Origin of the sequence: Rarobacter faecitabidus (assembly GCF_006716265.1) — a bacterium.
Classification (GTDB): domain Bacteria; phylum Actinomycetota; class Actinomycetes; order Actinomycetales; family Cellulomonadaceae; genus Rarobacter; species Rarobacter faecitabidus.
The window spans coordinates 789,982-813,703 of sequence record NZ_VFOS01000001.1 but is presented as its reverse complement, the minus strand read 5'-3'; the positions used below and the strand labels follow the sequence as shown (position 1 = coordinate 813,703).

Here is a 23,722-nt window from a genome sequence, read left to right as displayed (position 1 = left end):
TCGGGTACGACCTTTCTGCGATGAGTGCCAGCGGACCGGCAGATCGGGTATGAGAGAAAAATGTGCGACCCCACAGGGGCCCGCGTGCCTCAGAAGGCTGAAGGAGTGGCCTTATAGCCGGCCTTCGCCACGGCAGTCACGAGGTCATCCACGGAGACGCGCTCGGCGTCGTGGTCGATCTCAATGCGGGATGAGGCGAAATGGACCTTGACGTTCTCGACACCCTTGAGGCGGCCGACCTGCTTTTCGATCTTCGCCACGCAGGACGGGCAGGAGAATCCCTCGGCCCTCAAAAGGGTGTGGGTGGCGGTGGAGGTAGTCATTGTGAGAATCCCTTTCTTGGTGGTGTTCCGTATTGACACCTTCACGATAGGTTCGCGCCACTGCGAACTCCTTGACCCAGGTCAAGTCCGGACGGCACCGTACGAGGCGCCCCCTGGGGCATCTGGGACGGTGGCGCCCGCGCCGATTCCGGTAGGCTTGAGGCATGTCTGAGGATGACCTGTGCGTAGCTCGCGTACCGATCTTCCAAGGACTCACGCGCCAGGAGCAGCTGCACGTCGCCGACTTCGTTCGCCCGGTGTGCGTCCACAAGGGGGATATTGTTTGTTCCCCCGGACAGTCGGTGTCGCGTCTGCTGGTGATGCACAGCGGACAGCTCAAGGTCAGCCACACGGCGGCCAATGGTCAGGAACAGATTCTGCGAACGGTGACAGACGGTGATGTCGTGGGAGAACGGGCCTTCCTGACGGGCCACCGCCCGGTCGACCTCGTCGTCGCGCTAGAAGACAGTCGGATGTGCGTCTTCGACCACGCCGACCTCTCGGCCCTGCTCCGCGACTACCCCGACATCAGTCAGCGGATGCTGCGGACACTCTCCGACCGGCTCTCCTCAGTCGAGCGACTGCTGGGCGCCGTCACCTCCAGCGACGTCAACGCCCGCGTGGCGGCCTACCTGCTAGATCTGCCCGGCAGCATGCGAGCAGGCGTACCCACGGTGAGGCTGCCGATGGCGAAACAAGACATCGCCGCCTACCTCGGAACCACGCCCGAAACCCTGAGCCGACGCCTCGCCGCGCTCTCCACCTCCGGCATCATCGAACTCCACGGACGCCGAGACGTCTCCATCCTCGACATTGATGCACTCGAACACGTCGCCACACCCCGATAGCCCGGTACCGTCAGGATGCATCCGAGACGCGTCGAAGGCAGCGATGTAGGCCACTGCGCAACATCGACTACTCCGACCGCTACCAGCAGCACTTCACGCTCGGCTCCGACATCTCCACTCGGGACCGCGACGGCATCCACAAGACCTTCTCTGGCCTGATGAAGCTCATCTACCCGGGCGGCGAGGCCACGCAAGAGGAGATCGAGGAACTGCTGCGCTTCGCCGTCGAAGGACGCAAGCGCGTCAAGGACCAGGCTCTCCCCCCGCCGGTAGCGACAGCCGGTACTTACTGGGCGTAAAGCCGAGTGTCGTCCGGAAGTCATTGGTGAGGTGGGCATGGTCGGCGTAGCCGAGTTCGTGAGCGAGCGCGGCCAGGTCCAGGCTCGGATTCTGGCGAAGTTGTTCGGCGGCCTCTTGGAGTCGGCGGCGGCGGATCAACGCGGCTGGCGGCAGGCCTACGTACTTGGCGGCCAGGCGTTGCACGGTGCGGACGGACACATGCAGATGTTCGGCCAAGTCGGTGACACTTAGCAGCGCCGAGTCGGCGTCGGCGGCCGCGACCATGCGGTTGGCGAGCAATCCTTCCTCGCTGGGCGTACCAAGCCGGTCGTACAGCCAATCCGTGAAGGCTGAAATGGCCGCGCGGCGGCGTTCGGGTGGAGGTGCTTCGTCGTTCATCGCCGCCCCGACGGCGGCGGCCAGCTCCGGGTAGTCAACGCGCCGATACGCGTCGCGCAGCGCAGCGACGTCAGCCACAAGGACAGCCGCGGCGGCGGGAAGCAACAGCGCCCCGACTGCCCACCCCTTCCCGGACAAGTCCCGATGGGACGCGCGAGTGGTCGGACCGGCAATCCCCGCCACGCCGTTCTCAACGACGAGGTTGCAGGCGGGGAAACCCACCACGTGCTGCCGCGAGGCTCGTCCCGGCTCGATGTCCCACTCGGGAATCCAGAACCAGCGCACGAACGCCGCAAGGCCCTGGCCGGCGGGCTCGCGATGGAAGGTCGGTAGCCGGGCCGGATACAGCACCCCGCGCGACGCCGCGCTCGCCTCGACCTTCTTCGTCACGCTCTTCATCGTATTGGGCCGATACGTGTCGCGAATCTCCAAGTGAGGCCACCGCCAAGCGCCGTAGGTTAGGACGCATGGCAATCGCAGCGCACGGTGAGCACACCGACCACGGCATCCCCAAGGGCGCCAGCAGCATCACTCCGTTCCTCGCGATCCCCCGGGCTCGCGAGGCGATCGGTTTCTACCGCGACGTATTCGGCGCGCGCGTGGTTGACGTGACCGAGATGGGCGGCGTTGTCGCACACGCCGAGCTCGACTTCGGTCACGGGCACCTCCAACTCGGGGAGCCGATGCCCGACTACCGCCTCGTCGCTCCCCCCGGTGGTGACGACGACTGCTACTCGCTGGGTCTATACGTGGCGGACGTGGACGCCGTCGTGGCGGCAGCGGAGGCCGCGGGTGCGACCATCCGCGAACCCGTAGCCGACTTCGTTTCCGGTGACCGATACGCCAGCATCCGCGATCCGTTCGGCGTCCGCTGGTCGATCATGACCCGCATCGAGGACATCTCGGAGGAGGAAAGCGCCCGCCGCGTCGCCGCCTGGGCGGCCACGCTGGGCGAGTGACTACGCGCAGGTGGATGCGGCCAGCGTGTTACGACGGGAACGCGGCACGCACGCCGTGCACGAGCAGCTCGACGCCGATCGCGAGGATGAGGAAGCCCATGACGCGCGTCAGTGCCCCTATGCCGGTCGCGCCCATCCGGTCCACCAGCGGCGTGGCGTACCGCAGGACCACGGCCACGACAGCGCCCAGGACGAGGGCGGCCGCGACGATTCCGAGCCGCTGATCCCAATGCGTATGCCGCGCCGCCAGCCCGATGACCACGCCGATGGCACCCGGACCGGCGATGAGCGGCAGCGCCATGGGCGAGAAGCTGACGTCCTCCTTCGTGGTCGAGTGCGCCTGCTCGGCGTCGGTGATCTTGGGGCGCAGGACGATCATGGAAAAGCCCGAGTGCATCACCACGAGTCCGCCGGCGATCTGCAGGGCGGGGATGCTTATCCCGAACGCCTCCAGCACGGTCGCCCCGAGCAGCGCGAAGACCACGAGTATCCCCGCGACGTAGATCCCCGTCAGCCACGCCTGCCGGCGCTGCTCGGAAACCTCCATCCGATCGGTCATGCCCGCGTACGCGGCGACGGCACCTAGCGGATTCGCGATGGGCAGCAGCGCGGCGATCGAGGCGAGGAAAATCGAGAGCACCGTCCCATTGTCGCGCCTTCCCGGGCTGCGGCAAGGTTTGGGCGTTGGCAGCGCCGCCCCACGCGTCCGTGGCGACGCGCCCCGGATTTTGGACGAGTTCTGCGCGGCCGATTCCAGCTGCCGCCTAGTCATCGCCTCCCCACGCGCCCCGAGGGCGGACTGAAGTCAGGAACCGAGCACCCGGTCCAGGGCGGCCGCGACCATCTCGCGGGGCTGGGGCTCGACGTCGAGCGCCCGGTGCAGGGTCAGTCCCTCGATCGTCGCGTCGAGCACCCGCACGGTCAGCGGATCGAAGTGCTTCTCGAGCGCGACCCGGCTGCGCAGCATCCAGCGGGCAGTGAGGTCGCGGAAGACGGCGTTCCGCGCGGCGACCGCGTAGAGCTCGGTGGTCAGAACGAGGTCGCGATCGTTCCCGAGCACGTCCTCGTTGATGATCGCCTCGATCGCGGCGCGCGCCTCGCGCGAATCGGCGGCGGCCTTCATCCGCCGCTCGAACCGGTCGGCGACGATGTCCGTGAACCGCCGGAACGACTGATGTAGCAGGGCCTCCATGCTGTCGAAGTGGTAGGTGATGGAACCGAGCGGCACGCCCGCCTGGGCGGCCACGCGCCGCGCCGAGGTGCCGTCCACGCCACGCGCGGCGATCACATCGAGGCAGGCGGCGATGATCTTCTCCCGCCGGTCAGGGTCGTAGCGCGGGTTCGGAACGTGCTCTGGATTCCGCTCCGACGCACCCATCAGATACTCCGGATCACGCGCGCGGGATTGCCGACGGCGACCACGTTCGCGGGGATGTCCCTCGTGACCACGGATCCGGCTCCGACCACCGAGTTCTCCCCGATCGTCACTCCCGGGCACACGATGACTCCCCCGCCGAGCCACACGTTGTCGTGCAGCGTGATCGGCGCGGCGCTCTCGTATCCGGCCCGGCGCGGCTCGGGCTCGATCGGATGAACCGGCGTGAGCAATTGCACGTTCGGGCCGATCTGGCACGCCTTCCCGATCGTGATCGGCGCGATGTCGAGGGCCATCAACCCGAAGTTGATGAACGTCCCATCCCCAACGGTGATGCGCTCCCCCAGATCCACGGTGATCGGCGGGCGGACCACAACGCCATCGCCCACGTGCCCCAGCAGTTCTCGCAGGGTAGCCACGGAGGCCGCCGGATCCGCCAGCCACGCCTCTACGTACGCCTCGGCCAGTCGAGCGGCGCGCAAAATCCGTACGTCCACCTCCGGGTCTCCCCCGCGGTACGTCTCGCCCGCGAGCAACCTCTCCAGATTGCTCCTGTTATCGCGGCTCATCTCGTCCATGAGTACGATCGTACACAATCACATGTACGATCGTACTCATGACCCGCCCGACCCGCTCCTTCCCCGACCAGCAGAGCCGCCGCGCGCGCGCCGCAGTAGCCGCCTTGTTCTTCACCAACGGCGCACTGTTCGCCAACCTGCTCCCGCGCTATCCGGAGATCAAGGCGAGCCTCGACCTGTCCAACACCAGTTTCGGCATCGCCGTTGCCGCGTTCCCGGTGGGCGCGATGGTCGCCGGACTCACGGCCGGCGCCCTCATCCGCCGATTCGGCTCAGCCAAGGTCGCGGTAGGCGGCACGATCCTCACGGGTCTCGGTGTGCTACTTGCGGGCGTCGCCCCTTCCTTCGCGGTCTTCGCCCTCGGTCTGTTCGTGGGAGGCGCCATGGACGCCATCACCGACGTGGCCCAGAACGCGCACGGCCTGCGCGTCCAGCGCCTGTACGGCCGCTCAATCCTCAACTCCTTCCACGCGGTCTGGTCCATCGGCGCCGTCACCGGCGGCGCCATGGCGGCCGGAGCCATCGCCCTCCACCTGAAACTGTGGATTCACCTGACCATCTCCGCCGTCGTCTTCACCGTCGTCGCGATCATCGCGCTGCGCTTCTGCCTCACCGGCCCGGACAGCGCTGCAGCGACGGAGGGCTCGTCCGAAAAAGTCGGCCAAACCATTGCCCGCGCCGCGGGCCGCCCCATCGCCGTGACCATGGCGGCGCTCGTCCTCATCGCGGTGGTCGCCACGATGGTCGAGGACGCGGGCAACTCCTGGGCAGCGCTCTACCTATCCAACGACCTCGGTGCGGTGGCGAGCATCGCCGCCCTCGGCTACATCGCCCTGACGGGCGCTCAGTTCATCGGCCGACTCCTCGGTGACCGCATGGTCGATCGCTTCGGCGCCCGCACCGTCGCCCGGACCGGCGGCCTGATCGTTCTCGCCGGAATGGGCAGCGCGCTCGCCTTCCCATCCCTGCTCGGCACGATTCTCGGGTTCGCGTCGGCCGGATTCGGGGTCGCCACTCTCGTCCCCGCCGCCATGCACGAGGCCGACGAACTCCCCGGACTGCGCCCCGGAACCGGCCTGACCGTGCTGTCCTGGCTGATGCGGCTCGGCTTCCTCATCTCGCCGCCGCTCGTCGGACTGATCGCCGACAACGCCGGGCTTCGCGCGGGACTGCTGACCGTCCCCGCCGCAGGAATCGTCGTCATCCTGCTCGCCGGGGTGCTCCGCGCAAAACGCCGATAGCGAACATTTCCCCACCGCAGCAAAAATCCCAGGACGGCCCCCACGCCGCGACGTAGAATGACCGTCATGCTTACGGTGGTCCACTCTTGACGCTCATCCGGCTCATCGCGAAGTACCTGCGCCCCCACTGGCACCTGCTCGCCGCGGTCGTCGTCTTTCAGGCGATACAGACGGTCGCGTCCCTCTACCTGCCCACCCTCACGGCCGACATCATCGACCGCGGCGTCGCCGTCGGGGACACCGGCTATGTGATGCGCATGGGCGGCATCATGCTGATCTTCTCGGGCGTGCAGATCGCCGCGCAGGTGGCGGCCGTGTTCTTCGGATCCATCGTGGCCATGCGCTTTGGACGAGATTCCCGCGCCGCGATCTTCAACCACGTCGGCGACTTCTCCGCACGCGAGGTGGCGGACTTCGGCACCCCGAGCCTGATCACGCGCACGACCAATGACATCCAGCAGGTGCAGACGCTCGTGCAGATGAGCACGACCTTCCTGATCTCGGCCCCCATCATGGCGGTCGGCGGCGTGATTATGGCGCTCCGGCTCGACATGAAACTGTCGTGGATCATCGCGATAGCCGTCCCGATCCTGCTTGTCGGCGTGTCACTGATCATCTCGCGCATGGTGCCGCTTTTCCAGCGTCAGCAGCGCCTCGTGGACAGCGTCAACCGCATCCTGCGCGAGCAACTCACCGGCATGCGCGTGCTGCGCGCGTTCGTCCGGGAGCCCTACGAGGAGAAGCGGTTCGACGAGACGAACCACGAGCTCACGGACATATCCACGCGGGCGGGACGCCTGTTCGCACTCATGTTCCCGTTCGTGCTGCTCGCGCTCAACGTTTCCAGCGTGGCAGTGATCTGGTTCGGCGCCTTCCGGGTGCGCGACGGCCTCGAGGTGGGGACGCTCTTCGCGTTCCTGTCCTACATCGTCCAGATCCTCATGGCCGTGATGATGACGACGATGCTCACCGCGATCGTGCCGCGCGCCGCCGTATCGGCCGAGCGCGTGACCGAGGTGCTCGACACAACGACCTCGGTCCCCGACACCGTCGGTGCCGCTATCTCGTCGCGCGGCCCGGCGACGCTGGCGTTCGACCACGTGACCTACCGCTACCCCGGCGCCGAGGATCCGGTGCTGCGGGACGTATCCTTCACCATTCCGGCGGGCTCCACCACGGCAATCATCGGCTCGACCGGCGCCGGCAAGTCGACCATCGTGAACCTGATCGCGCGCCTCATGGACGCCACGGAGGGCAGCATCCGGGTCGATGGCCAGGACGTGCGCGCTTTGGAACCGGAATCGCTGTGGGCCCGCATCGGGCTCGTCCCGCAAAAGCCCCTACTGTTCTCGGGCACGGTCCGCTCGAATCTGCAGTACGGCAATGCCTCGGCCAGCGAGGACGAGATCTCCGCCGCCCTCGAGATCGCCCAGGCCGATGGCTTCGTCGCCCAGATGGACGGCGGGCTGGATGCCCCGATCAATCAGGGCGGCACAAACGTCTCAGGCGGCCAGCGTCAGCGCCTCGCAATCGCCCGGGCACTGGTCAAGCACCCGGACCTTTACGTGTTCGACGATTCGTTCTCGGCGCTCGACACCAGAACCGACGCCGCACTGCGCGCTGCCCTGATCGAGCGAGTCCCGGGCGTGACCAAGCTGATCGTCGCGCAGCGCGTAGCGACCATCACTGACGCAGACCAGATCATCGTCCTGGACGACGGCAAGGTGCTCGCGATCGGAACCCACGAGCATCTCCTGGCCACGTCGCAGACGTACGCCGAGATCGTCTCCTCGCAACTTCAAGCATCGGAGGCCAACTGATGGCGGATCAGAAATCCGGTGCGCCCCGCCACCCGCGCCCCGGCGGCGGCCCCGGGCACGGCGGCGCGGCACTCGCGATGCCCGTCGAGCGATCGGCGAACTTCTGGCCGATCGTCAAGCGGCTGATCGGACTGCTTCGCCCAGAACGGCTCGGCATGATCACGGTGCTCGGCTTCACCGTCCTCTCAGTGACGCTGTCCGTGATCGGCCCGCGCATTCTGGGAGCCGGCACGGACCTGATCTTCTCCGGCGTCATCTCCTCGCAGATTCCCGCCGGAGTGACCCAGGAACAGGTCGTCGACCAGCTCCGCGCGGCCGGGGAGACGACGAAGGCGGACATGATTCAGGGCATGGACCTGGTCCCCGGCGCCGGGATTGACTTCGGCCAGTTGCGCAATGTCCTGCTGGGCGTCCTGGCGATCTATGTCCTCGCATCGCTCTTCGGATACCTGCAGGGCTACCTGTTGAACGGCGTCGTGCAGCGCACCATGTACCGATTGCGGCGCGACGTCGAAGCGAAGCTCAACACGGTGCCGCTCAGCTACACCGACCGGATGCAGCGCGGGGAACTGCTTAGCCGGGTGACGAACGACATCGACAACGTCGCCCAGTCTCTTCAGCAAACGCTCGCGCAACTGCTGACGAGCGTGCTGACCGTCGTGGGAATCATCGTGATGATGGTGGTCACATCACCGCTACTGACGATCATCGCCGTCGTGAGCATCCCCGTCATGCTGGTCGTGACACGGGCGATCGCGAAACGCTCCCAGAAGTACTTCATCGCCCAGTGGAAGCACACCGGTGAACTGAACGCGCACGTCGAGGAGAACTACACGGGGCACTCGCTTGTGAAGGTGTTCGGTCATACGAAAGCCTCACGCAAGGATTTCGAGGGCCTCAACGGCTCGCTGTACGAGGCGAGTTTCAAGGCCCAGTTCATCTCCGGCATCATCATGCCCGCGATGATGTTCGTCGGGAACCTGGTCTACGTGGCGATCGCCGTGGTCGGTGGCATCCAGGTAGCGGGCGGCCACATGACCCTGGGACGAGTACAGGCCTTTATCCAGTACTCGCGTCAGTTCACGCAGCCGCTCAGCCAGATCGGCGCGATGATGAACCTGCTCCAATCGGGGGTCGCCTCGGCGGAACGCGTCTTCGAGGTCCTCGACGCCGAACCGCAGCGGCCCGACCCTGCCCATCCCGACACCGCCGAGGGTACTCACGGCCACTTAGTGTTCGATCACGTGAAGTTCAGCTACACCCCGGATGAGCCGCTCATCGAAGACTTGTCGTTCGAGGCCAAGCCGGGTCAGACCATCGCGATCGTGGGTCCCACCGGCGCCGGCAAGACCACGCTGGTGAACCTCATCATGCGGTTCTACGAACTGGGCGGCGGCCGGATCACGCTCGACGACGTGGACATATCCAAGATGACGCGCGCCGACCTGCGTTCGCGTACAGGCATGGTGCTGCAGGACACGTGGCTGTTCGCCGGAACCATCCGCGACAACATCGCCTACGGTCGTATCGACGCCACTGAGGACGAGATTGTCGACGCCGCGAGAGCGACCTACGTCGATCGCTTCGTGCGCGCCCTGCCCGACGGCTACGACACGGTGCTGAACGATGAGGCCACGAACATCTCGATCGGCCAGAAACAGCTCATCACGATCGCCCGCGCATACCTGGCGCGTCCGAGCATCCTGATTCTGGACGAGGCTACCTCAAGCGTGGACACTCGCACGGAAGTGCTCGTCCAAAAGGCGATGAACGCGCTGCGCGCGGACCGCACGAGTTTCGTGATCGCCCACCGTCTTTCGACGATTCGGGACGCCGACCTCATCCTCGTGATGAACCACGGGGCCATCGTCGAGCAGGGGTCGCATGCGGAACTGATCGCGGCGGGCGGGGTCTACGCCGACCTGTACGAGGCACAGTTCGCGGCGCCCGCCACGGACGAGGTAGTGGGCTAACGCGCTTCTACGCGTTTCACACTGCCGATTCGACCAGACACCTCCACAGAATCCCGCAAACACCGGTTAGGGCTCCCGAGCACCCGATATCGCGGGTGTCGAACGACCCCAACCGGTGTCCGCACGGTGTGACAGCGCGGTGTGAGAGCGCTAGTGGGCGAGCTTCAGTCCGATGACGCATCCGACGATGCCTGCGACGAGCAGGATGCGGACGACCGAGATCGCCTCGGCCCCCGAGATCATCGAGTAGGCGGCCGTCAGCGTCGCGCCGATGCCGACCCAAACGGCGTATGCCGTCGATGTCGGCAGGTCGCGCATGGCGATGGCCAGTCCGAACATGGACGCAACAACCGCGACGAAGAAGGTGATGGTGGGGCCAAGTTTGCTCAGGCCGTCGCTACGACCGAGGGCCAACGCCCACACGGATTCGAGCACACCCGAGATTATGAGAATGAGCCAGGACATGACAACTCCTTGAGGGTCGTCTTGTCGCTGGCCGGGTACGACACCGCTCGTCCGGGAGATCGTATCGATCTCGCCTTCAGGCTAGCACGCGCGAAATTTCGTGCCAGCCTACGATGGTCGCATGACCGACTACGTGACGCCCCAGTACCCAGCTCAGCCGCAGTACCCGGGGCAGCCCTCACCGCCGAAGACAGCGACCGGCCTTGGAAAGGTCCTCACCTTCCTCGGCATCGCGCTCACGGTGGTGTGCATCGGTCTCATCGCTGTCATCGTCGTGAACGTCGCGGCGATGCCAAAGGAGATCACCTCCGGAGCGGTGGCGGACGAGTCCAATGGGTTCACGGCCGAAGGCCTGAAGGCCGGGCGAACCTACGTGATCTTCCCGTCGGTGATGACGTCGACGACGTCCACTCGTGGCAATGACGGCTCCGACTGGAGTTCCTCGTCCTCCAGTTCCAGTTCGATCTACCGCATCAGCGCGTCCGACATCGTTCTAGAGGACAGCGCTGGGGCCGTAGTGGACCTGGCTCCCACCACTTTTGAAAGCCTGGGCACGTTCATCGAGGAGGTGCTGTCGCCGGTCGGGAGGTTCACGGCGACGAGCGACGGCCCGTACTTCGTGACCGTCGCGAGTTCGGCGCAGGTGCCGACCGGGTTCGAGCTCACGTTTGTGGAGCAGGGCACCGTCGACGGCATTGCCGCCAAGGCGCGAACGGCCTTCATCGCCCTCATCGCGACCATCGTGCTCGGTTTCTTCGCGAGCGTGTTCCTAATCTGGGGCATCATCCTGTGGGCGGTGCGGGCGTCTCGCAAGCGGAAACTGGCACAGCAGGCCGGGAACTGGGGCGGGCCGCAACCGCCACAGGCCGGGAACTGGGGCGGGCCGCAACCCCCACAGGCCGGGAACTGGGGCGCAGCGGCGCCCGTCGAACCTCAGCGCCCGTTCTACAGCGAATAGCCTGACTGGCAGCTACGAACGCGCTTGTCACACTTCAGGTCAAGGGCGTGCACGCGCCCGCTACCACCCGACGCGATCTGGCGATCTTGCGATTAGCATGTCGCCATGGCCGATCCGCCTCTGAGCCGTCACGTGCAGCATTCGCGCGCGATGGATCCGCCGATGGCAGGCAGTCCCGCCCCGAAACGCCCGGGGAAGCAGTTGACGATCATCGGCATTGGATGCCTGTCGATCCGTCGGGACATCAGGCAAACGTCAGCGAGGTCGTTTGGCCAATCCTCAGCGGCAACGCTGACTACGTCCTGAACGTGTTCGGCAAAGTCTCCCTCGAGGGCGCAGATGGCCTGACGCTGATTCCACCCGAGCCGTATCCCCCGGGGCTGCAATGGGCGCTGACGCCGGAATCCCGCGTCGATTCGATATTCACCATGGCGCGCGTCTCGGCTGTTGCAGGCTTTCTGATGGTCCTCGCTGGTGGTGGCGCAATCGGATTCCTCGTCGCAGGTCTTACCGCTCCCGCCGCACGGCGCGCTCGCGAGCGCATGCGAGCGCTCGCACCTAGTCCCGGGCCACCCCGAGTTCCCTGACGCGGCCGTCCCAGCCACCTGCGAGATGGTCGATGAGATCCGGCAACTCAGCCGGGAAATACTCGAGCCCCTGAGTGCGCAATTCCGCTCCGCTCCACCAGGAAAACTCATCGAGCACGTCTCGCTCGGCCTCGGTCCAGCCCGCCACGTCGAGGGGTGCAAGGGAGTCATCGTCGAGCCACACGGCGAAGAAGACCTCGCGCTGCCGGCACGTCTCGCGGAAGAAGTCGAAGATGCCCGTGCGAGTCACGATCGGCCCGACCAGGGCATCCGCATCGAGCACGATGCCCGTCTCCTCGCGGACCTCACGTACGGCGGCGGCGCGGGCATCCTCGCCGGCTTCGATCCCGCCGCCGACTGTGAACCACCACGAGCGGTCAGGTTGATCCGTGTCGTGGCCGCGAACAAGAAGAGCGCGCCCCCGACGGTTCATGAGCACGACGCGAGCAGCCTCGCGTTCGCGCACACCGTCGGGGGCGACGCTCCAAGAATCGAGCGGGTGGGTCACCAACCGCGCTCGGCAAGCCGGTGCGGAACGGGAATATCGTCCACGTTGATGCCGACCATCGCCTCGCCCAGCCCGCGCGAGACGTTAGCGATCACGTCCGGGTCGTCGTACGACGTAGTCGCCTTGACGATGGCGGAAGCCCGCTGCGCGGGGTTGCCCGACTTGAAGATGCCCGAGCCGACGAACACGCCCTCGGCTCCGAGCTGCATCATCATCGCAGCGTCGGCCGGCGTGGCGATACCGCCCGCGGTGAAGAGCACGACGGGCAGCTTGCCCGTGGTCGCGATCTCGCGCACCAGGTCGTACGGAGCCTGCAACTCCTTGGCGGCGACGTAGAGCTCGTCCTCGGGAAGCGATGTGAGGCGGCGAATCTCATCGCGGATCTGCCGCATGTGGGTCGTGGCGTTGGAGACGTCTCCGGTGCCGGCCTCACCCTTGGAGCGGATCATCGCCGCACCTTCGGTGATGCGTCGCAGCGCCTCGCCCAGGTTGGTGGCACCGCAGACGAACGGCACGGTGAACGCCCACTTGTCGATGTGGTTGGCGTAGTCGGCAGGCGTGAGCACCTCGGACTCATCCACGTAGTCAACGCCAAGCGACTGCAGAACCTGCGCCTCGACGAAGTGACCGATGCGCGCCTTGGCCATCACGGGGATGGAGACCGCCTCGATGATGCCCTGGATCATGTCCGGGTCGCTCATGCGCGAAACGCCGCCCTGCGCACGGATGTCGGCTGGTACCCGCTCGAGTGCCATGACCGCGACAGCGCCGGCGTCCTCGGCGATCTTCGCCTGATCCGCCGTGACGACGTCCATGATCACGCCGCCCTTGAGCATCTCGGCCATTCCGCGCTTTACGCGGAGTGTTCCGACCGTCGATGCCGAATTCTCGCCAGTCTCGCTTGCCACAGCTACCTCATTTCGAAGATTTGGGTTCTATCCGCGCTGAAGCGGAAGGAGCGCAGTCCATCCTACGCTGGACGACCGCCCTTTCGCGTCCACGCCCAGATGATGGCAACGCGCTGGACCACCCTCGGACCAGTCCCCATCGCTTGCTCGAATTTCATTCGTTTGCCCCTGCGCGGACTGCCGCAAGCGAACAAAGTTGGCGCACACGACGTATGGCGCGGCTTGTCCACGATGGCGGGGCGCGCCCGACCTGCGCTCGGGCGCGGGTGATTGAGGACGAGGCCTCCGTCACGTCGTGACAGCGCCGTCCGGAGCTTTGAGGTTGCGCGGCCAGGTGTCATCGAGGTCCACCGGCTGCGGCATCACCGCGTGCCCGGCGAGATGCAGGATCCGCACGCCGAGGTTCTTGCGCGCCAGTTGAACCTGGGAGACGGACTCGTTGTGGAATCGCCGCGCGAGCTGACTGCGATACCAGGCCGCGGCAAGATCCTCGAGAAGTTCGGCGGACTCGGTGTCGCTGTAAAGCAACGCGACCTCGTCCCCGTCATCGAGCGCCTCGCGCAAAGTCAGGCTGAGGCCGTTCTCGGCGTCGACGCGCTGCTGATCGATGCCCATCTGTTCGAGCCCGCGCACGACTGCCGCGTTCGACGGCCCCGACGCGTCCCGCGTCACGCGCACGCCAAGCGCATCCGCAAGATCGGGCACCGCATCGAGCAGCGCCCTGTCCGCGTTGGAGCGCGTCGCGGCGGCCTCGTCCGCGGCCGCGAGGACGAGCACCGATGTGACCGGATCGAAGCAAGCCGCCGTGGCGATCCGGCTGGCGATGTTCGCCCGCCGCAGCAATTGCGCCTCGAGCGCCATGCGCGAGGCCAGCACCTTGCGGTGCAGCCTGTCCAGACGCCGAGCGAATCGTGCGGCCCAGAGCCCCACCAGCAGGGCGACGCCGAGGACGATGAGGAAAGTCTCAGACCAGGCCATCTGCTCACTCCCCTCGCTTGATTTCGCCGCGCAACCGCTCTCGACGCGACCGGCGCGACTCCGCATGCGGGTCCTCGCCCACCGCGCCGAGCGCCGCAGCTCCGGCAAGCACCGTCTGGTACACGTTGAGCACCTGTCCGGTCACCTGCGCCCAGTCGAACGTCAGGGCGCGCTCCGCGCCTCGCTCGCTGAAGCCTCGGCGCAATTCATCGTCTGTGAGAATCTCGACGAGACGGGTCGCCAGCGAATCCGCATCCTCATTGCAGAACACCGCACCCGCGTTGCCGCCCTCCAGTACGCGCTCGAAGGCGGGCAGATCGCTCGCAACGACCGCGGTACCCGCCGCCATCGCCTCCACCAGCACGATCCCGAAGCTCTCGCCGCCCGTCTGCGGTGCAACGTATGCGTCGACAGACGCCAGCAGCGAGGCCTTGTCCTCGTCCGAGACACCGCCGAGGAACTCCACCTGGCCGATCGCGTCCCCGAGGGCGGCTCGCGCAGCGGCCTCCCCCTCGTCCCCGCGACCGGCGATCAGGAACCGGGCACCCGGGATCTGCTCGAGCACCTTGGGAATGGCTGCGGTCAGTACCGGCAGACCCTTGCGGGGTTCGTCCAGCCTGCCCAGGAACGCCACTGTGGGAGCACCCGGTCTGCCGGACCAGTCAGGTCGTGTCGGAGCGCCGGAGAACTCGTCCACGAATACCCCATTGGGAATCACCACGGCGTCGCCGCCGAGGTGGTCGATGAGCGTCCTGCGCGCATCCTCGGAAACGGCGATCCGCGCGTCGATCTTCTCCAGGGAGGGCCGCACCATCGGCGAGGCTATCTGCAACGCGCGCGAGCGTACCAGCGATGTGTGAAAGGTCGCGGCGATCGGCCCCTGCGCGATCCAAAGCGCAAGCATCGACAGCGACGGGGTCGCGGGCTCGTGCAGGTGGAGGATGTCGAAGTTGCCCTCGTTGAGCCATCGGCGGACGCGCGCGGCCGCCCTCGGGCCGAATGCCAGCCGCGCGACCGATCCGTTGTATCGGACCGCAAGCGCCCCGCCCGCGCCGACGACATGCGGCGGGAGCACCGTGTCCTCATCCGCGGGTGCCAGGACGGAAGCGTGGTGTCCGGCGTTGACCAGCGCCTTGGCGAGATCCCGGACGTGGAATTGGACGCCGCCGGGGGCGTCGAAGGAGTAGGGGCAGACGATGCCCACTCGTAACGGGCCGACCGGTTCGATCAAGACCTGGACCCCTCCCCCGTTATCCGACGGTATTTCTCGGGATCGAGATCGGCGACGAACACCTTCTGCAGCATGTGCCAATCCTCCGGGTGCTCGGCGACGCCGGCGAAGAGGGCGTCGACCCACCGCTGCGAGACCACACGGACCCGCTCGCGCGTCGGACCGGCCACGTCGTCGACCATAATCTGATCCGAGAATGACAGGACGATACCCCAGCGCGAACGCGCTCGCCGCCTGCGCTCGCCGGTGAGCCGCTCGTAGTAGATCCTGAGGGCGAAGAGTTCCGCCCCCGTGCTCACGGCAAGCGCGGCCGGACCGGCAGCAACCCGCGCAGCCTGACCGGCGATAGTGACCTCGACTCCGCTCTTGCCCAGGTCACGATCGGCCAGCAAGGGGATGATCTTCGCGTCCCCTCGCGCCGCCTGCTGCAGGTCGCGAAACAGTCCATCGTCACCGAAGGCGAAGATCTCCATGCCGAGGCGGCTGCGAAACGATACGAACTCCTCGAAGAGTTCCGGCGGCTCGAGCCGTTCAGCGACGGTCGTCACCTTCGCGAAGTGATGCACCGACCACAATCCGGCCAGGTCCCAGTTCCCGAGGTGCCCCAGGGCCAGGACGAGCGCCTTGCCCTGCGCCAGGAGCGCGCGCGGAACGTCCAGGTTCTCGGCGCGCACTCGCGCTGCTATTTCCTCGGCCGAGAATCCCGTCACCTGGAACGCCTCGCTGAAGTAGCGGAAGTAGGAGCGCATGCCGCGGCGCGAGAGCCGGCGCAGCGATCGACGATCCGTGCCGCCAGTGACGCGCGCGAGATTCTTCTCGAGTTGCCGGACGCCCTTCCCGCCTAGCAGCCAGGTGACGTCGGCGGCAATATCCGCAGTCCTGGCCACCAGCCCGCGCGGGAGCCGGGGAATGACCCGCCATGCGAGGTGAAAGGCGCGGGCGACCGGGGACCCGCTCACGGCGTATCCGCGTCCGCTGCCTTGGCCTGACTGCGGACGGCCGCCATCCGCTGCCCGACCGTGATCAGGCTGGCCACGGCGATGATGCCGAGCACGACCACGAGCACACTGACGGGTAGCCCGATCCCGACGAACCCCGTGACCACCAGCGAGATCACCAGCCGCTCGGAGCGTTCGGCGATACCCACGGCGGCCTGGAAGCCCAGCCCTTCGGCACGCGCCCTGGCGTAGGACACGGTGAACCCGAAGACGACGCACGCGGCCGCCAGGCTGGCGCCGACAATGGCGATGTTCCCCTCCTGCTGGACCAGGAAGTACACCCCGATGGCCGTGAAGATCGCGCCGTCAGCGAGCCGGTCGAGTGTCGAGTCGAGGAAGGCGCCCCACGGGCCGCTGCGACCAGAGAGGCGAGCCATCGTGCCGTCGAGCGCGTCAGACAGCGCGAACGCGCCGATGACCAGCGCCCCCACGAACAGGTGGCCGGTCGGCAGCAGCCACAGCGCGGCCGCGATCGTGCCGATGGTGCCGATGATCGTCACCGCGTCGGGACTCACCCCGATGCGCAGCAGTGCGCGTGCCAGGGGCGTCATCGCCTTGCCGATGACGCCGCGTAACGCAGTGATCATGATGTCTCGCTTGTCCTTGTGGTTTGCTCGGGCCACGCTGCCGCGAGCCGGTCCCGCGTCTGCGACAGCAGCTGCGGCATCGCCTTGGTCTGCGCCACGATGGGGAAGAAGTTGGCGTCGCCGAGCCAGCGCGGGACGATGTGCTGATGCAGGTGCGCGGCGATGCCAGCGCCTGCGACGTCCCCCTGGTTCATCCCGAGATTGAAGCCGTGCGGGTTCAGGACGGCTCGCACCACGAGCATGGCCTGCTGCGAGAGTTCGGCGACCTCGTCGCGCTCCGGCACTGTGAGGTCGGTGTAGTCCGCAACGTGCCGATTGGGGCACACCAGCACGTGGCCCGAGTTGTACGGGAACAGATTAAGGATCACGTAGGCGCGGCTGCCACGCGCGACGACGAGGTGGCTCTCGTCGTCGCCCGACACGGCAGCGCAGAACGGGCAGGCGTTCTCGGACGCATCGGCGGGCTTCGCATCGCCGTCGATGTAGGCCATCCGGTGGGGGGTCCACAGCCGTTGCAAACCGTCGGGGTCCCCCGCGAAGTCATCCGCGGGGTTCACCCGTGCCCCGCCCGCTCCGCTCACACCTGAGACCGATCTCGAATCGACGTGAGGATGAGCTCAGCGGCCTCGGCGAGGGGGATGCCGTTGCGCTGAGAGCCGTCGCGGAATCGGAATGATACGGCGCCCGCATCGGCGTCCTCGCCGCCCGCGATGACCACGAACGGGATCTTCTCCTTCGACGCGGTGCGGATCTTCTTGGGGAACCGGTCATGGCTCGTGTCGAGTTCGGCCCGCACGCCCTGGAGACGCAGCGTCGACACGAATTCGTTCAGGTAGTCCTCGAAGGCCTCGGCGACCGGGATCGCTCGGACCTGCACCGGGGCGAGCCAGGTGGGGAACGCGCCAGCATAGTGCTCGACGAGGATCGCGAAGAATCGCTCGATCGACCCGAAGAGCGCGCGGTGGATCATGACTGGCCGCTGGCGCGTGCCGTCCGCGGCCGCGTACTCGAGTTCGAACAACTCGGGCTCGAAGAAGTCGAGCTGGATCGTCGAGAGCTGCCAGGTGCGGCCGATAGCGTCCTTCGCCTGCACGGATATCTTCGGGCCGTAGAAGGCCGCGCCGCCCGGATCGTCCACCAGGTGCAGGCCCGATTCGGTCGCAACCTCGCGCAGCGTCTCCGTGGCCTCGTGCCACGTCTCGTCGTCGCCCACCGACTTCTCGGGATCGCGCGTGGAGAGCTCGAGGTAGAAGTCCTCCAGGCCGTAGTCGCGCAGCAGGTCCAGCACGAAGGACAGCAGGGACGACAGTTCGTCCTTCATCTGCTCGCGCGTGGTGTAGATGTGCGCGTCATCCTGGGTGAAGCCGCGAGCGCGCGTCAGCCCGTGCACCACGCCGGACTTCTCGTAGCGATAGACGGTGCCGAACTCGAACAGCCGCAGTGGCAGTTCGCGATACGAGCGTCCGCGCGAGGAGAAGATCAGGTTGTGCATGGGGCAGTTCATGGGCTTGAGGTAGTAGTCCTGCGCCGCCTTGCGGATGTTGCCCTCGGAGTCGCGTTCCTCGTCGAGCTTCATGGGCGGGTACATGCCGTCGGCGTACCAGTCCAGGTGCTTCGAGGTCTCGAACAGCTTCGCCTTGGTGATGTGGGGCGAGTTCACGAACGAGTAGTCAGCCTCGACGTGACGGCGGCGGGAGTACTCCTCCATCTCCATGCGGATGATTCCGCCCTTGGGGTGGAACACTGCGAGCCCGGAGCCGATCTCGTCAGGGAAGCTGAACAGATCCAACTCGGTGCCGAGGCGGCGGTGGTCCCGGCGCTCGGCCTCGGCGAGGCGGTCGAGGTAGGCGCGCAGTTCGTCCTTGGTGGGCCAAGCGGTGCCGTAGACGCGCTGGAGCTGCGGATTCTTCTCGCTGCCCCGCCAGTAGGCGGCGGCCGAACGCATGAGCTTGACGCCGTTGCCGATCAGGCGAGTGCTGGGCAGGTGCGGGCCGCGGCACAGGTCCTGCCACACCACGGTGCCGTCGCGCAGGACGTTCTCGTAGATCGACAGGCCGCCGTCGCCCACCTCGACTCCGGCTCCCTCGCCTGCGTCGGACGCGTTGGACTTCAGCCCGATGAGCTCGATCTTGTACGGCTCGTCGGCCAGTTCCGCGAGCGCATCCTCGTCCGATACCTCACGACGGCGGAACGTCTGGCCCTGCTTGATGATCTTCGCCATCGCCTTGTCGAGCGCGGCGAGATCCTCCGGGGTGAACGGCGTCTCGACGTCGAAGTCGTAGTAGAAGCCGTCGGTGATCGGCGGGCCGATGCCGAGCTTCGCCTTCGGGTTGATCTCCTGGACGGCCTGGGCCAGCACGTGCGCGGCGGAGTGGCGGAGCACGGCGAGTCCGTCGGGTGAATCGATGGTGACAGGCTCGACGTCGTCTCCGGCGTTCAGGACGGTCGCGAGATCGCGCAGTTCCCCGTTGATGCGCGCGACGACGATGGAGCGGTCGGACGCGAAGAGTTCGGCTGCCGTCGATCCGGCCAGGGCCGTGGTTCGCGCACCGGCGACGGTGATGTCGATCGCCGGTTCGGTGGGCGCGGGCTGGACGTTCGGGTCGAGCGGGCTGGACACGGGCGGTGCTCCTTGGTTGCGAACCGGGCAGGACGCGCGAGTTGCGCCCGGTCTCGTTGCGGTTGGGTTTCAGGTCCGTGGACGAGTTCGCCCGCGGTGGGTTCCTTGATCTAGTTCAGGCCCTTGGCCTTGTCGGCGATCTTGTCGATCGCGCCGTCGATCGAATCGGGTGCGACCTTCTTGAGGCCTTCCGCAGCCTGGTCTATGCGCTCGTCGGTCGCGTGCTCCTTCGCGGCGCCGACGAGGCCCTCGGCCTTGTTCTTCAAAGCGTCGAAGTCCACCATTGCAGTCTCCTTGTGCGTTCGGTCTGCTGTGTGCTCGGTCAGCACAACCACCAACTTTAGTCCCGCGATCAGCTAGAGACGATTCTGCCGACATTTTGGTCGGGATAGGGGGCGTGGCCGGGGAGACAAGAGGGCTGGTCGTAGTGCAATGTTGGTACATGCTGATCTGGCCGGGGCACCCCTATCCGCTTGGCGCGACCTTCGACGGCGCCGGCACCAATTTCGCTATCTTCTCCGAGGTCGCGACGCGCGTGGAACTCTGCCTGCTTGACGACGATGGCGAAGAGACCCGCGTGGATCTGCCGGAGGTGGATGCCTTCGTGTGGCACGGCTACCTGCCGGGCATTCAGCCCGGGCAGCGCTACGGCTTCCGGGTGCACGGCCCGTACGATCCCCCGCGAGGGCTGCGATGCAACCCGAACAAGCTGCTGCTCGACCCGTACGCCAAGGCGATCGACGGTCAGTTGACCACTGATCCGTCAGTCTTCTCGTACGACTTCGACGATCCGGAGAAGCGCAACGACGACGACTCGGCCCCGCACACGATGGTTTCGGTCGTCATCAACCCGTACTTCGACTGGGGCCAGGACCGCCCGCCGGGGCACGAGTATCACGAGACGATCGTTTACGAGGCCCACGTCAAGGGCCTGACGCAGTTGCATCCCGAGGTGCCCGAGGAACTTCGCGGCACGTACGCGGGGATGAGCCATCCCGCTGTGATCAACCACCTCAAGGAACTTGGCATCACCGCGATAGAGCTCATGCCCGTGCACCAGTTCGTCGACGACCCCAACCTGCAGGAGAAGGGCCTGCACAACTACTGGGGCTACAACACCATTGGCTTCTTCGCCCCGCATGGGGCGTACGCGGCATTCGGCTCGCGCGGAGCGCAGGTTCAGGAGTTCAAGAACCTCGTCAAAACTCTCCATGAGGCGGACATCGAGGTCATCCTTGATGTCGTCTATAACCACACCGCCGAGGGCAATCACCTCGGCCCCACACTGTCGTTCCGCGGCATCGACAACCAGGCGTACTACCGCCTGGTGGACTCGTCCCCGGAATACTATTTCGACACCACCGGCACCGGAAATTCCCTCCTGATGCGCAATCCCCAAGTGCTTCAGCTCATCATGGACTCGCTGCGCTACTGGGTGACCGAGATGCACGTCGACGGCTTCCGCTTTGATCTCGCTTCGACGCTAGCGCGCCAGTTCCACGAGGTCGACCGGCTCTCAGCGTTCTTCGACCTGGTGCACCAGGATCCGATCGTAGGCCGCGTGAAACTGATCGCGGAGCCCTGGGACCTCGGCGATGGCGGCTACCAGGTGGGCGGATTCCCACCCCTGTGGTCGGAGTGGAACGGACACTACCGCGACACGGTGCGCGACTTCTGGCGCGGCGAGCCCGCGCAGCTCGGCGAATTCGCGAGCCGGATCGCCGGCTCCTCCGACCTGTATTCGCACACCGGACGCACACCGGCGGCATCGGTCAACTTCGTCACGGCGCACGACGGCTTCACGCTACGCGACCTAGTGAGCTACAACGACAAGCACAACGAGGCCAACGGCGAGGAAAACAACGACGGAGAGTCTCACAACCGCTCGTGGAACTGCGGCGCCGAGGGAGCCACCGACGATGCGCAGATCGAGTCGCTGCGGTGGCGGCAGATGCGCAACTTCCTAACTACCCTGCTGCTTTCCCAGGGGGTGCCGATGATCGCGCACGGCGACGAACTGGGCCGTTCCCAGCAGGGAAACAACAACACCTACTGCCAGGACAATGAGCTGTCGTGGGTGAACTGGGATATCGGAGAGGCTGGACGAGTCCACCTGTCTTTCGTGCAGGAACTGGTCAGGTTGCGCCGCCGGCACCCGCTACTGCATCGGCGCAGATTCTTCGCAGGCGATCCGACGCCTGAGGACGACAGTCCGGGCGACATCGCGTGGCTCAACCCGGACGGCACGACCATGCACGATGCCGCCTGGCGCGACGGGTACGCCCGGGCGATGGCCGTGTTCCTGAACGGCAGCGCCATCACGGAGACCGATACGCGCGGTCAGCGCATCGAGGACGACAGTTTCCTCGTGATGTTCAATGCGCACACCGAACCGGTCGAGTTCACGCTTCCGGGGAGCCAGTACGGGCACGCCTGGACCGTCGCGATCTCCACGACCGCCCCGGCGATCTCGGCTCCCAGCCGCTCGCATGGCCCCGCCGAGGTCAGGACGGTCGATTCGGGGGACGTCCCCGCCGATCCGGCACCACGCACGGTATTGGAGGCGGGGCAGAAGCTCCTCGTCAGCGGTCACTCCGTCATGCTGCTGACGCGACCAGCGCCGAAGGAGGCGCCGGCCTCCCCGTAGCCAAGCCCCGGTCAGTCCTGGACGGCGGGCAGCACACCGGGACGCAGGTCGGCCGGCGGCGGGGACCACGCGGCCGGCTCAGCATCGACCTGTTCGCCGGAGCGGATGTCCTTGACCTGGTGGCGAGTCGAGTTGCCATCCGCATCGCTTCCCGCGGGGAACCACACGAAGGGGATGCCGCGACGGTCGGCGTAGCGGATCTGCTTTCCGAACTTCGCCGCATCGGGCGAGGTTTCGGCGCTGATCCCGCGCGCCCGCAGTTGTTCGGCCACCACATCCGAACTCTCGCGGTGCGCCTCGTCCAGCACGGCGACGAGTACTGCGGTAGGCACCGAGCGGGTGGCCGACGTCAGGTTGGCGCTCAGCAGCCGGGAGACGACGCGTGTGACGCCGATGGAGAGACCCACGCCCGGATAGCTCTGCTTTCCATCGGACGCGAGAGTGTCGTAGCGGCCGCCCGAGCAGATCGAGCCGAGTTCCTCGTGCCCCACGAGGACCGTCTCGTAGACCGATCCGGTGTAGTAGTCGAGCCCGCGCGCGATCTTCATATCGGCGACGATCGTGCCCGGGGCGCGGCGCGCAGCGGCGACGAGCAGGCTGCGGAGTTCGGCGATGCCCTCGTCCAGGAGCGGGTGCGAGACGCCGGTCCGCTGCGCGAGCGCGAGGACGTCATCGAGGACTGCCGCATCGGATCCCGAGATGGCAGCGAGGTCGAGGCACGCTCGGGCCTGCGCGTCCGTCGCCCCGGCGTCCTGCTGGATCGCCGTCGCCACCGCGCTCGGTCCGATCTTGTCCAGCTTGTCGACGGCCCGCAGCGTCTCCTCGACGGCATCGAGGCCGAGGCCGCGGTAGAAGCCCTCGGCGACCTTGCGGTTGTTGACGAGCACTTTCACCGGCGGCAGGCCGATCTCGCTCAGCCGCCCGAGCGCCTCGGCCATGATCAGTGGCAGTTCCACCTCGAAGTGGTACGGCAGGCTCCCCTGCCCGACGACGTCGATATCCGCCTGGACGAACTCACGGAAACGGCCGTCTTGCGGGCGCTCGCCGCGCCACACCTTCTGGATCTGGTAGCGCTTGAAAGGGAACGTCAGCTTTCCCGCGTTCTCGACGACGTAGCGCGCGAAGGGAACCGTCAGGTCGAAGTGCAGGCCGAGTTGCTTGTCGGAGCGCGCGTCCTCGGAGGCCTGGAGCCGCGAGAGGAGGTAGATCTCCTTGGACGTCTCACCCTTGGACAGCAACTGCTCGACGGGTTCGACAGCTCGTGTCTCGATGCCGGCGAAGCCGTGAAGTTCGAAGACCTCCCGAACGGTGTCGAGCACGTGGTTCTCGACGATACGTTCGGCCGGAAGCCACTCGGGGAAGCCAGATAGGGGTGCGGGGCGTGCCATGGTTCCCTATCTTGTCAGATGTTGGGCGACGCGCGGTCCAGGCGGCCACGCT

At 66.6% G+C, this 23,722-nt stretch carries 25 protein-coding genes and 1 riboswitch; of the genes, 9 read left to right on the top strand and 16 right to left on the bottom strand.

Annotated features, from left to right (window positions below; all coding sequences use genetic code 11):
* Positions 1-89 precede the first annotated feature (89 nt).
* Positions 90-323 carry a heavy-metal-associated domain-containing protein gene (locus FB461_RS03650; protein ID WP_005053944.1) on the bottom strand — a complete coding sequence of 78 codons (234 nt, stop codon included), beginning with the start codon at positions 321-323 and terminating at the stop codon, positions 90-92.
* A gap of 164 nt (positions 324-487) precedes the next feature.
* Between FB461_RS03650 and FB461_RS03645 the strand changes: the two genes are divergently transcribed.
* Together FB461_RS03645 and FB461_RS03640 are read left to right on the top strand one after the other, a co-directional pair.
* Positions 488-1,171: a Crp/Fnr family transcriptional regulator gene (locus FB461_RS03645; RefSeq protein ID WP_075891835.1), complete on the top strand. Its 684-nt coding sequence runs from the start codon at positions 488-490 to the stop codon at positions 1,169-1,171.
* Complete coding sequence (locus FB461_RS03640) at positions 1,168-1,470, top strand: BREX system Lon protease-like protein BrxL (protein WP_342776122.1); 303 nt, start codon at positions 1,168-1,170, stop codon at positions 1,468-1,470. Before FB461_RS03645 ends, FB461_RS03640 begins: the two co-directional genes overlap by 4 nt.
* Here FB461_RS03640 and FB461_RS03635 read toward each other — a convergent pair.
* Positions 1,415-2,239, bottom strand: a complete 825-nt coding sequence (locus tag FB461_RS03635; RefSeq protein ID WP_246045995.1) for a helix-turn-helix transcriptional regulator — start codon at positions 2,237-2,239, stop codon at positions 1,415-1,417. The two genes, FB461_RS03640 and FB461_RS03635, sit on opposite strands and share 56 nt — an antisense overlap.
* A 77-nt stretch (positions 2,240-2,316) precedes the next feature.
* On the opposite strand from FB461_RS03635, the gene FB461_RS03630 reads away from it, so the two are divergent.
* On the top strand, positions 2,317-2,808 hold the full coding sequence (locus FB461_RS03630; protein ID WP_142119054.1) for a VOC family protein: 492 nt from the start codon (positions 2,317-2,319) through the stop codon (positions 2,806-2,808).
* Positions 2,809-2,836: 28 nt separating this feature from the next.
* On the opposite strand, the gene FB461_RS03625 is transcribed toward FB461_RS03630, so the two are convergent.
* The 3 genes from FB461_RS03625 to FB461_RS03615 form a co-directional block, all read right to left on the bottom strand.
* Positions 2,837-3,448, bottom strand: coding sequence for a MarC family protein (locus FB461_RS03625; protein WP_142119052.1), 612 nt, complete (start codon positions 3,446-3,448; stop codon positions 2,837-2,839).
* 165 nt (positions 3,449-3,613) lie between these two features.
* Positions 3,614-4,186 (bottom strand): TetR/AcrR family transcriptional regulator, encoded by a 573-nt coding sequence (locus FB461_RS03620; RefSeq protein ID WP_142119050.1) that lies wholly within the window; start codon positions 4,184-4,186, stop codon positions 3,614-3,616.
* Complete coding sequence (locus tag FB461_RS03615; RefSeq protein ID WP_211349829.1) at positions 4,186-4,761, bottom strand: sugar O-acetyltransferase; 576 nt, start codon at positions 4,759-4,761, stop codon at positions 4,186-4,188. The genes FB461_RS03620 and FB461_RS03615 overlap by 1 nt, the downstream gene beginning before the upstream one ends.
* Positions 4,762-4,799: 38 nt before the next feature.
* On the opposite strand from FB461_RS03615, the gene FB461_RS03610 reads away from it, so the two are divergent.
* The 3 genes from FB461_RS03610 to FB461_RS03600 all read left to right on the top strand — a co-directional run bounded on the left by FB461_RS03610 (position 4,800) and on the right by FB461_RS03600 (position 9,795).
* Entirely contained in the window at positions 4,800-6,002 is a 1,203-nt protein-coding gene (locus tag FB461_RS03610; protein ID WP_142119048.1) for an MFS transporter, read from the top strand.
* 86 nt (positions 6,003-6,088) lie between these two features.
* Entirely contained in the window at positions 6,089-7,822 is a 1,734-nt protein-coding gene (locus FB461_RS03605; RefSeq protein ID WP_142119046.1) for an ABC transporter ATP-binding protein, read from the top strand.
* Positions 7,822-9,795 (top strand): ABC transporter ATP-binding protein, encoded by a 1,974-nt coding sequence (locus FB461_RS03600; protein ID WP_142119044.1) that lies wholly within the window; start codon positions 7,822-7,824, stop codon positions 9,793-9,795. The genes FB461_RS03605 and FB461_RS03600 overlap by 1 nt, the downstream gene beginning before the upstream one ends.
* 150 nt (positions 9,796-9,945) lie before the next feature.
* Here the strand turns inward: FB461_RS03600 and FB461_RS03595 are convergent, their stop codons facing one another.
* A complete protein-coding gene (locus FB461_RS03595; RefSeq protein WP_142119042.1) occupies positions 9,946-10,260 on the bottom strand; it encodes a DMT family transporter in 315 nt (104 codons plus the stop codon).
* A gap of 10 nt (positions 10,261-10,270) precedes the next feature.
* Positions 10,271-10,335, bottom strand: a riboswitch (guanidine-III (ykkC-III) riboswitch).
* A gap of 46 nt (positions 10,336-10,381) precedes the next feature.
* Between FB461_RS03595 and FB461_RS03590 the strand changes: the two genes are divergently transcribed.
* Positions 10,382-11,218 (top strand): hypothetical protein, encoded by an 837-nt coding sequence (locus FB461_RS03590; protein ID WP_142119040.1) that lies wholly within the window; start codon positions 10,382-10,384, stop codon positions 11,216-11,218.
* A gap of 221 nt (positions 11,219-11,439) precedes the next feature.
* Positions 11,440-11,805, top strand: a complete 366-nt coding sequence (locus tag FB461_RS03585) for a hypothetical protein (protein ID WP_142119038.1) — start codon at positions 11,440-11,442, stop codon at positions 11,803-11,805.
* On the opposite strand, the gene FB461_RS03580 is transcribed toward FB461_RS03585, so the two are convergent.
* From FB461_RS03580 to FB461_RS11955, 9 genes are all read right to left on the bottom strand, one after another.
* Positions 11,777-12,313, bottom strand: coding sequence for an NUDIX hydrolase (locus FB461_RS03580; protein ID WP_246045994.1), 537 nt, complete (start codon positions 12,311-12,313; stop codon positions 11,777-11,779). The two genes, FB461_RS03585 and FB461_RS03580, sit on opposite strands and share 29 nt — an antisense overlap.
* Positions 12,310-13,221, bottom strand: a complete 912-nt coding sequence (gene pdxS, locus FB461_RS03575) for a pyridoxal 5'-phosphate synthase lyase subunit PdxS (protein ID WP_142119036.1) — start codon at positions 13,219-13,221, stop codon at positions 12,310-12,312. Before pdxS ends, FB461_RS03580 begins: the two co-directional genes overlap by 4 nt.
* A gap of 288 nt (positions 13,222-13,509) precedes the next feature.
* Entirely contained in the window at positions 13,510-14,199 is a 690-nt protein-coding gene (locus FB461_RS03570) for a hypothetical protein (RefSeq protein ID WP_142119034.1), read from the bottom strand.
* A 4-nt stretch (positions 14,200-14,203) separates the two neighbouring features.
* Positions 14,204-15,430 carry a glycosyltransferase family 4 protein gene (locus FB461_RS03565; protein ID WP_281282058.1) on the bottom strand — a complete coding sequence of 409 codons (1,227 nt, stop codon included), beginning with the start codon at positions 15,428-15,430 and terminating at the stop codon, positions 14,204-14,206.
* A complete protein-coding gene (locus FB461_RS03560) occupies positions 15,427-16,389 on the bottom strand; it encodes a phosphatidylinositol mannoside acyltransferase (protein ID WP_142119032.1) in 963 nt (320 codons plus the stop codon). Before FB461_RS03560 ends, FB461_RS03565 begins: the two co-directional genes overlap by 4 nt.
* Positions 16,386-17,015 carry a phosphatidylinositol phosphate synthase gene (gene pgsA / locus FB461_RS03555; RefSeq protein WP_142119030.1) on the bottom strand — a complete coding sequence of 210 codons (630 nt, stop codon included), beginning with the start codon at positions 17,013-17,015 and terminating at the stop codon, positions 16,386-16,388. The genes FB461_RS03560 and pgsA overlap by 4 nt, the downstream gene beginning before the upstream one ends.
* Positions 17,012-17,572: an HIT family protein gene (locus FB461_RS03550; protein ID WP_342776105.1), complete on the bottom strand. Its 561-nt coding sequence runs from the start codon at positions 17,570-17,572 to the stop codon at positions 17,012-17,014. The genes pgsA and FB461_RS03550 overlap by 4 nt, the downstream gene beginning before the upstream one ends.
* Positions 17,573-17,592: 20 nt before the next feature.
* On the bottom strand, positions 17,593-19,635 hold the full coding sequence (gene thrS / locus FB461_RS03545; protein WP_425466878.1) for a threonine--tRNA ligase: 2,043 nt from the start codon (positions 19,633-19,635) through the stop codon (positions 17,593-17,595).
* Between the two features lie 110 nt (positions 19,636-19,745).
* On the bottom strand, positions 19,746-19,919 hold the full coding sequence (locus FB461_RS11955; RefSeq protein ID WP_170222596.1) for a hypothetical protein: 174 nt from the start codon (positions 19,917-19,919) through the stop codon (positions 19,746-19,748).
* A 158-nt stretch (positions 19,920-20,077) separates the two neighbouring features.
* On the opposite strand from FB461_RS11955, the gene glgX reads away from it, so the two are divergent.
* Entirely contained in the window at positions 20,078-22,282 is a 2,205-nt protein-coding gene (gene glgX, locus FB461_RS03540; RefSeq protein ID WP_142119028.1) for a glycogen debranching protein GlgX, read from the top strand.
* An 11-nt stretch (positions 22,283-22,293) separates the two neighbouring features.
* Here glgX and hisS read toward each other — a convergent pair whose 3' ends face one another.
* Positions 22,294-23,670 (bottom strand): histidine--tRNA ligase, encoded by a 1,377-nt coding sequence (hisS, locus tag FB461_RS03535; RefSeq protein WP_142119026.1) that lies wholly within the window; start codon positions 23,668-23,670, stop codon positions 22,294-22,296.
* Positions 23,671-23,722 lie beyond the last annotated feature (52 nt).

Excerpts from the sequence above, each read along its gene's own strand:
- hisS (WP_142119026.1), bottom strand. The coding sequence starts at position 23,670 with ATGGCACGCCCCGCACCCCTATCTGGCTTCCCCGAGTGGCTTCCGGCC.
- FB461_RS11955 (WP_170222596.1), bottom strand. The coding sequence starts at position 19,919 with ATGGTGGACTTCGACGCTTTGAAGAACAAGGCCGAGGGCCTCGTCGGC.
- FB461_RS03645 (WP_075891835.1), top strand. The coding sequence starts at position 488 with ATGTCTGAGGATGACCTGTGCGTAGCTCGCGTACCGATCTTCCAAGGA.
- pgsA (WP_142119030.1), bottom strand. The coding sequence starts at position 17,015 with ATGATCACTGCGTTACGCGGCGTCATCGGCAAGGCGATGACGCCCCTG.
- FB461_RS03570 (WP_142119034.1), bottom strand. The coding sequence starts at position 14,199 with ATGGCCTGGTCTGAGACTTTCCTCATCGTCCTCGGCGTCGCCCTGCTG.
- FB461_RS03620 (WP_142119050.1), bottom strand. The coding sequence starts at position 4,186 with ATGGGTGCGTCGGAGCGGAATCCAGAGCACGTTCCGAACCCGCGCTAC.
- FB461_RS03610 (WP_142119048.1), top strand. The coding sequence starts at position 4,800 with ATGACCCGCCCGACCCGCTCCTTCCCCGACCAGCAGAGCCGCCGCGCG.
- FB461_RS03590 (WP_142119040.1), top strand. The coding sequence starts at position 10,382 with ATGACCGACTACGTGACGCCCCAGTACCCAGCTCAGCCGCAGTACCCG.
- FB461_RS03630 (WP_142119054.1), top strand. The coding sequence starts at position 2,317 with ATGGCAATCGCAGCGCACGGTGAGCACACCGACCACGGCATCCCCAAG.
- FB461_RS03595 (WP_142119042.1), bottom strand. The coding sequence starts at position 10,260 with ATGTCCTGGCTCATTCTCATAATCTCGGGTGTGCTCGAATCCGTGTGG.
- FB461_RS03650 (WP_005053944.1), bottom strand. The coding sequence starts at position 323 with ATGACTACCTCCACCGCCACCCACACCCTTTTGAGGGCCGAGGGATTC.
- FB461_RS03600 (WP_142119044.1), top strand. The coding sequence starts at position 7,822 with ATGGCGGATCAGAAATCCGGTGCGCCCCGCCACCCGCGCCCCGGCGGC.
- FB461_RS03585 (WP_142119038.1), top strand. The coding sequence starts at position 11,440 with ATGCCTGTCGATCCGTCGGGACATCAGGCAAACGTCAGCGAGGTCGTT.
- glgX (WP_142119028.1), top strand. The coding sequence starts at position 20,078 with ATGCTGATCTGGCCGGGGCACCCCTATCCGCTTGGCGCGACCTTCGAC.
- FB461_RS03615 (WP_211349829.1), bottom strand. The coding sequence starts at position 4,761 with ATGGACGAGATGAGCCGCGATAACAGGAGCAATCTGGAGAGGTTGCTC.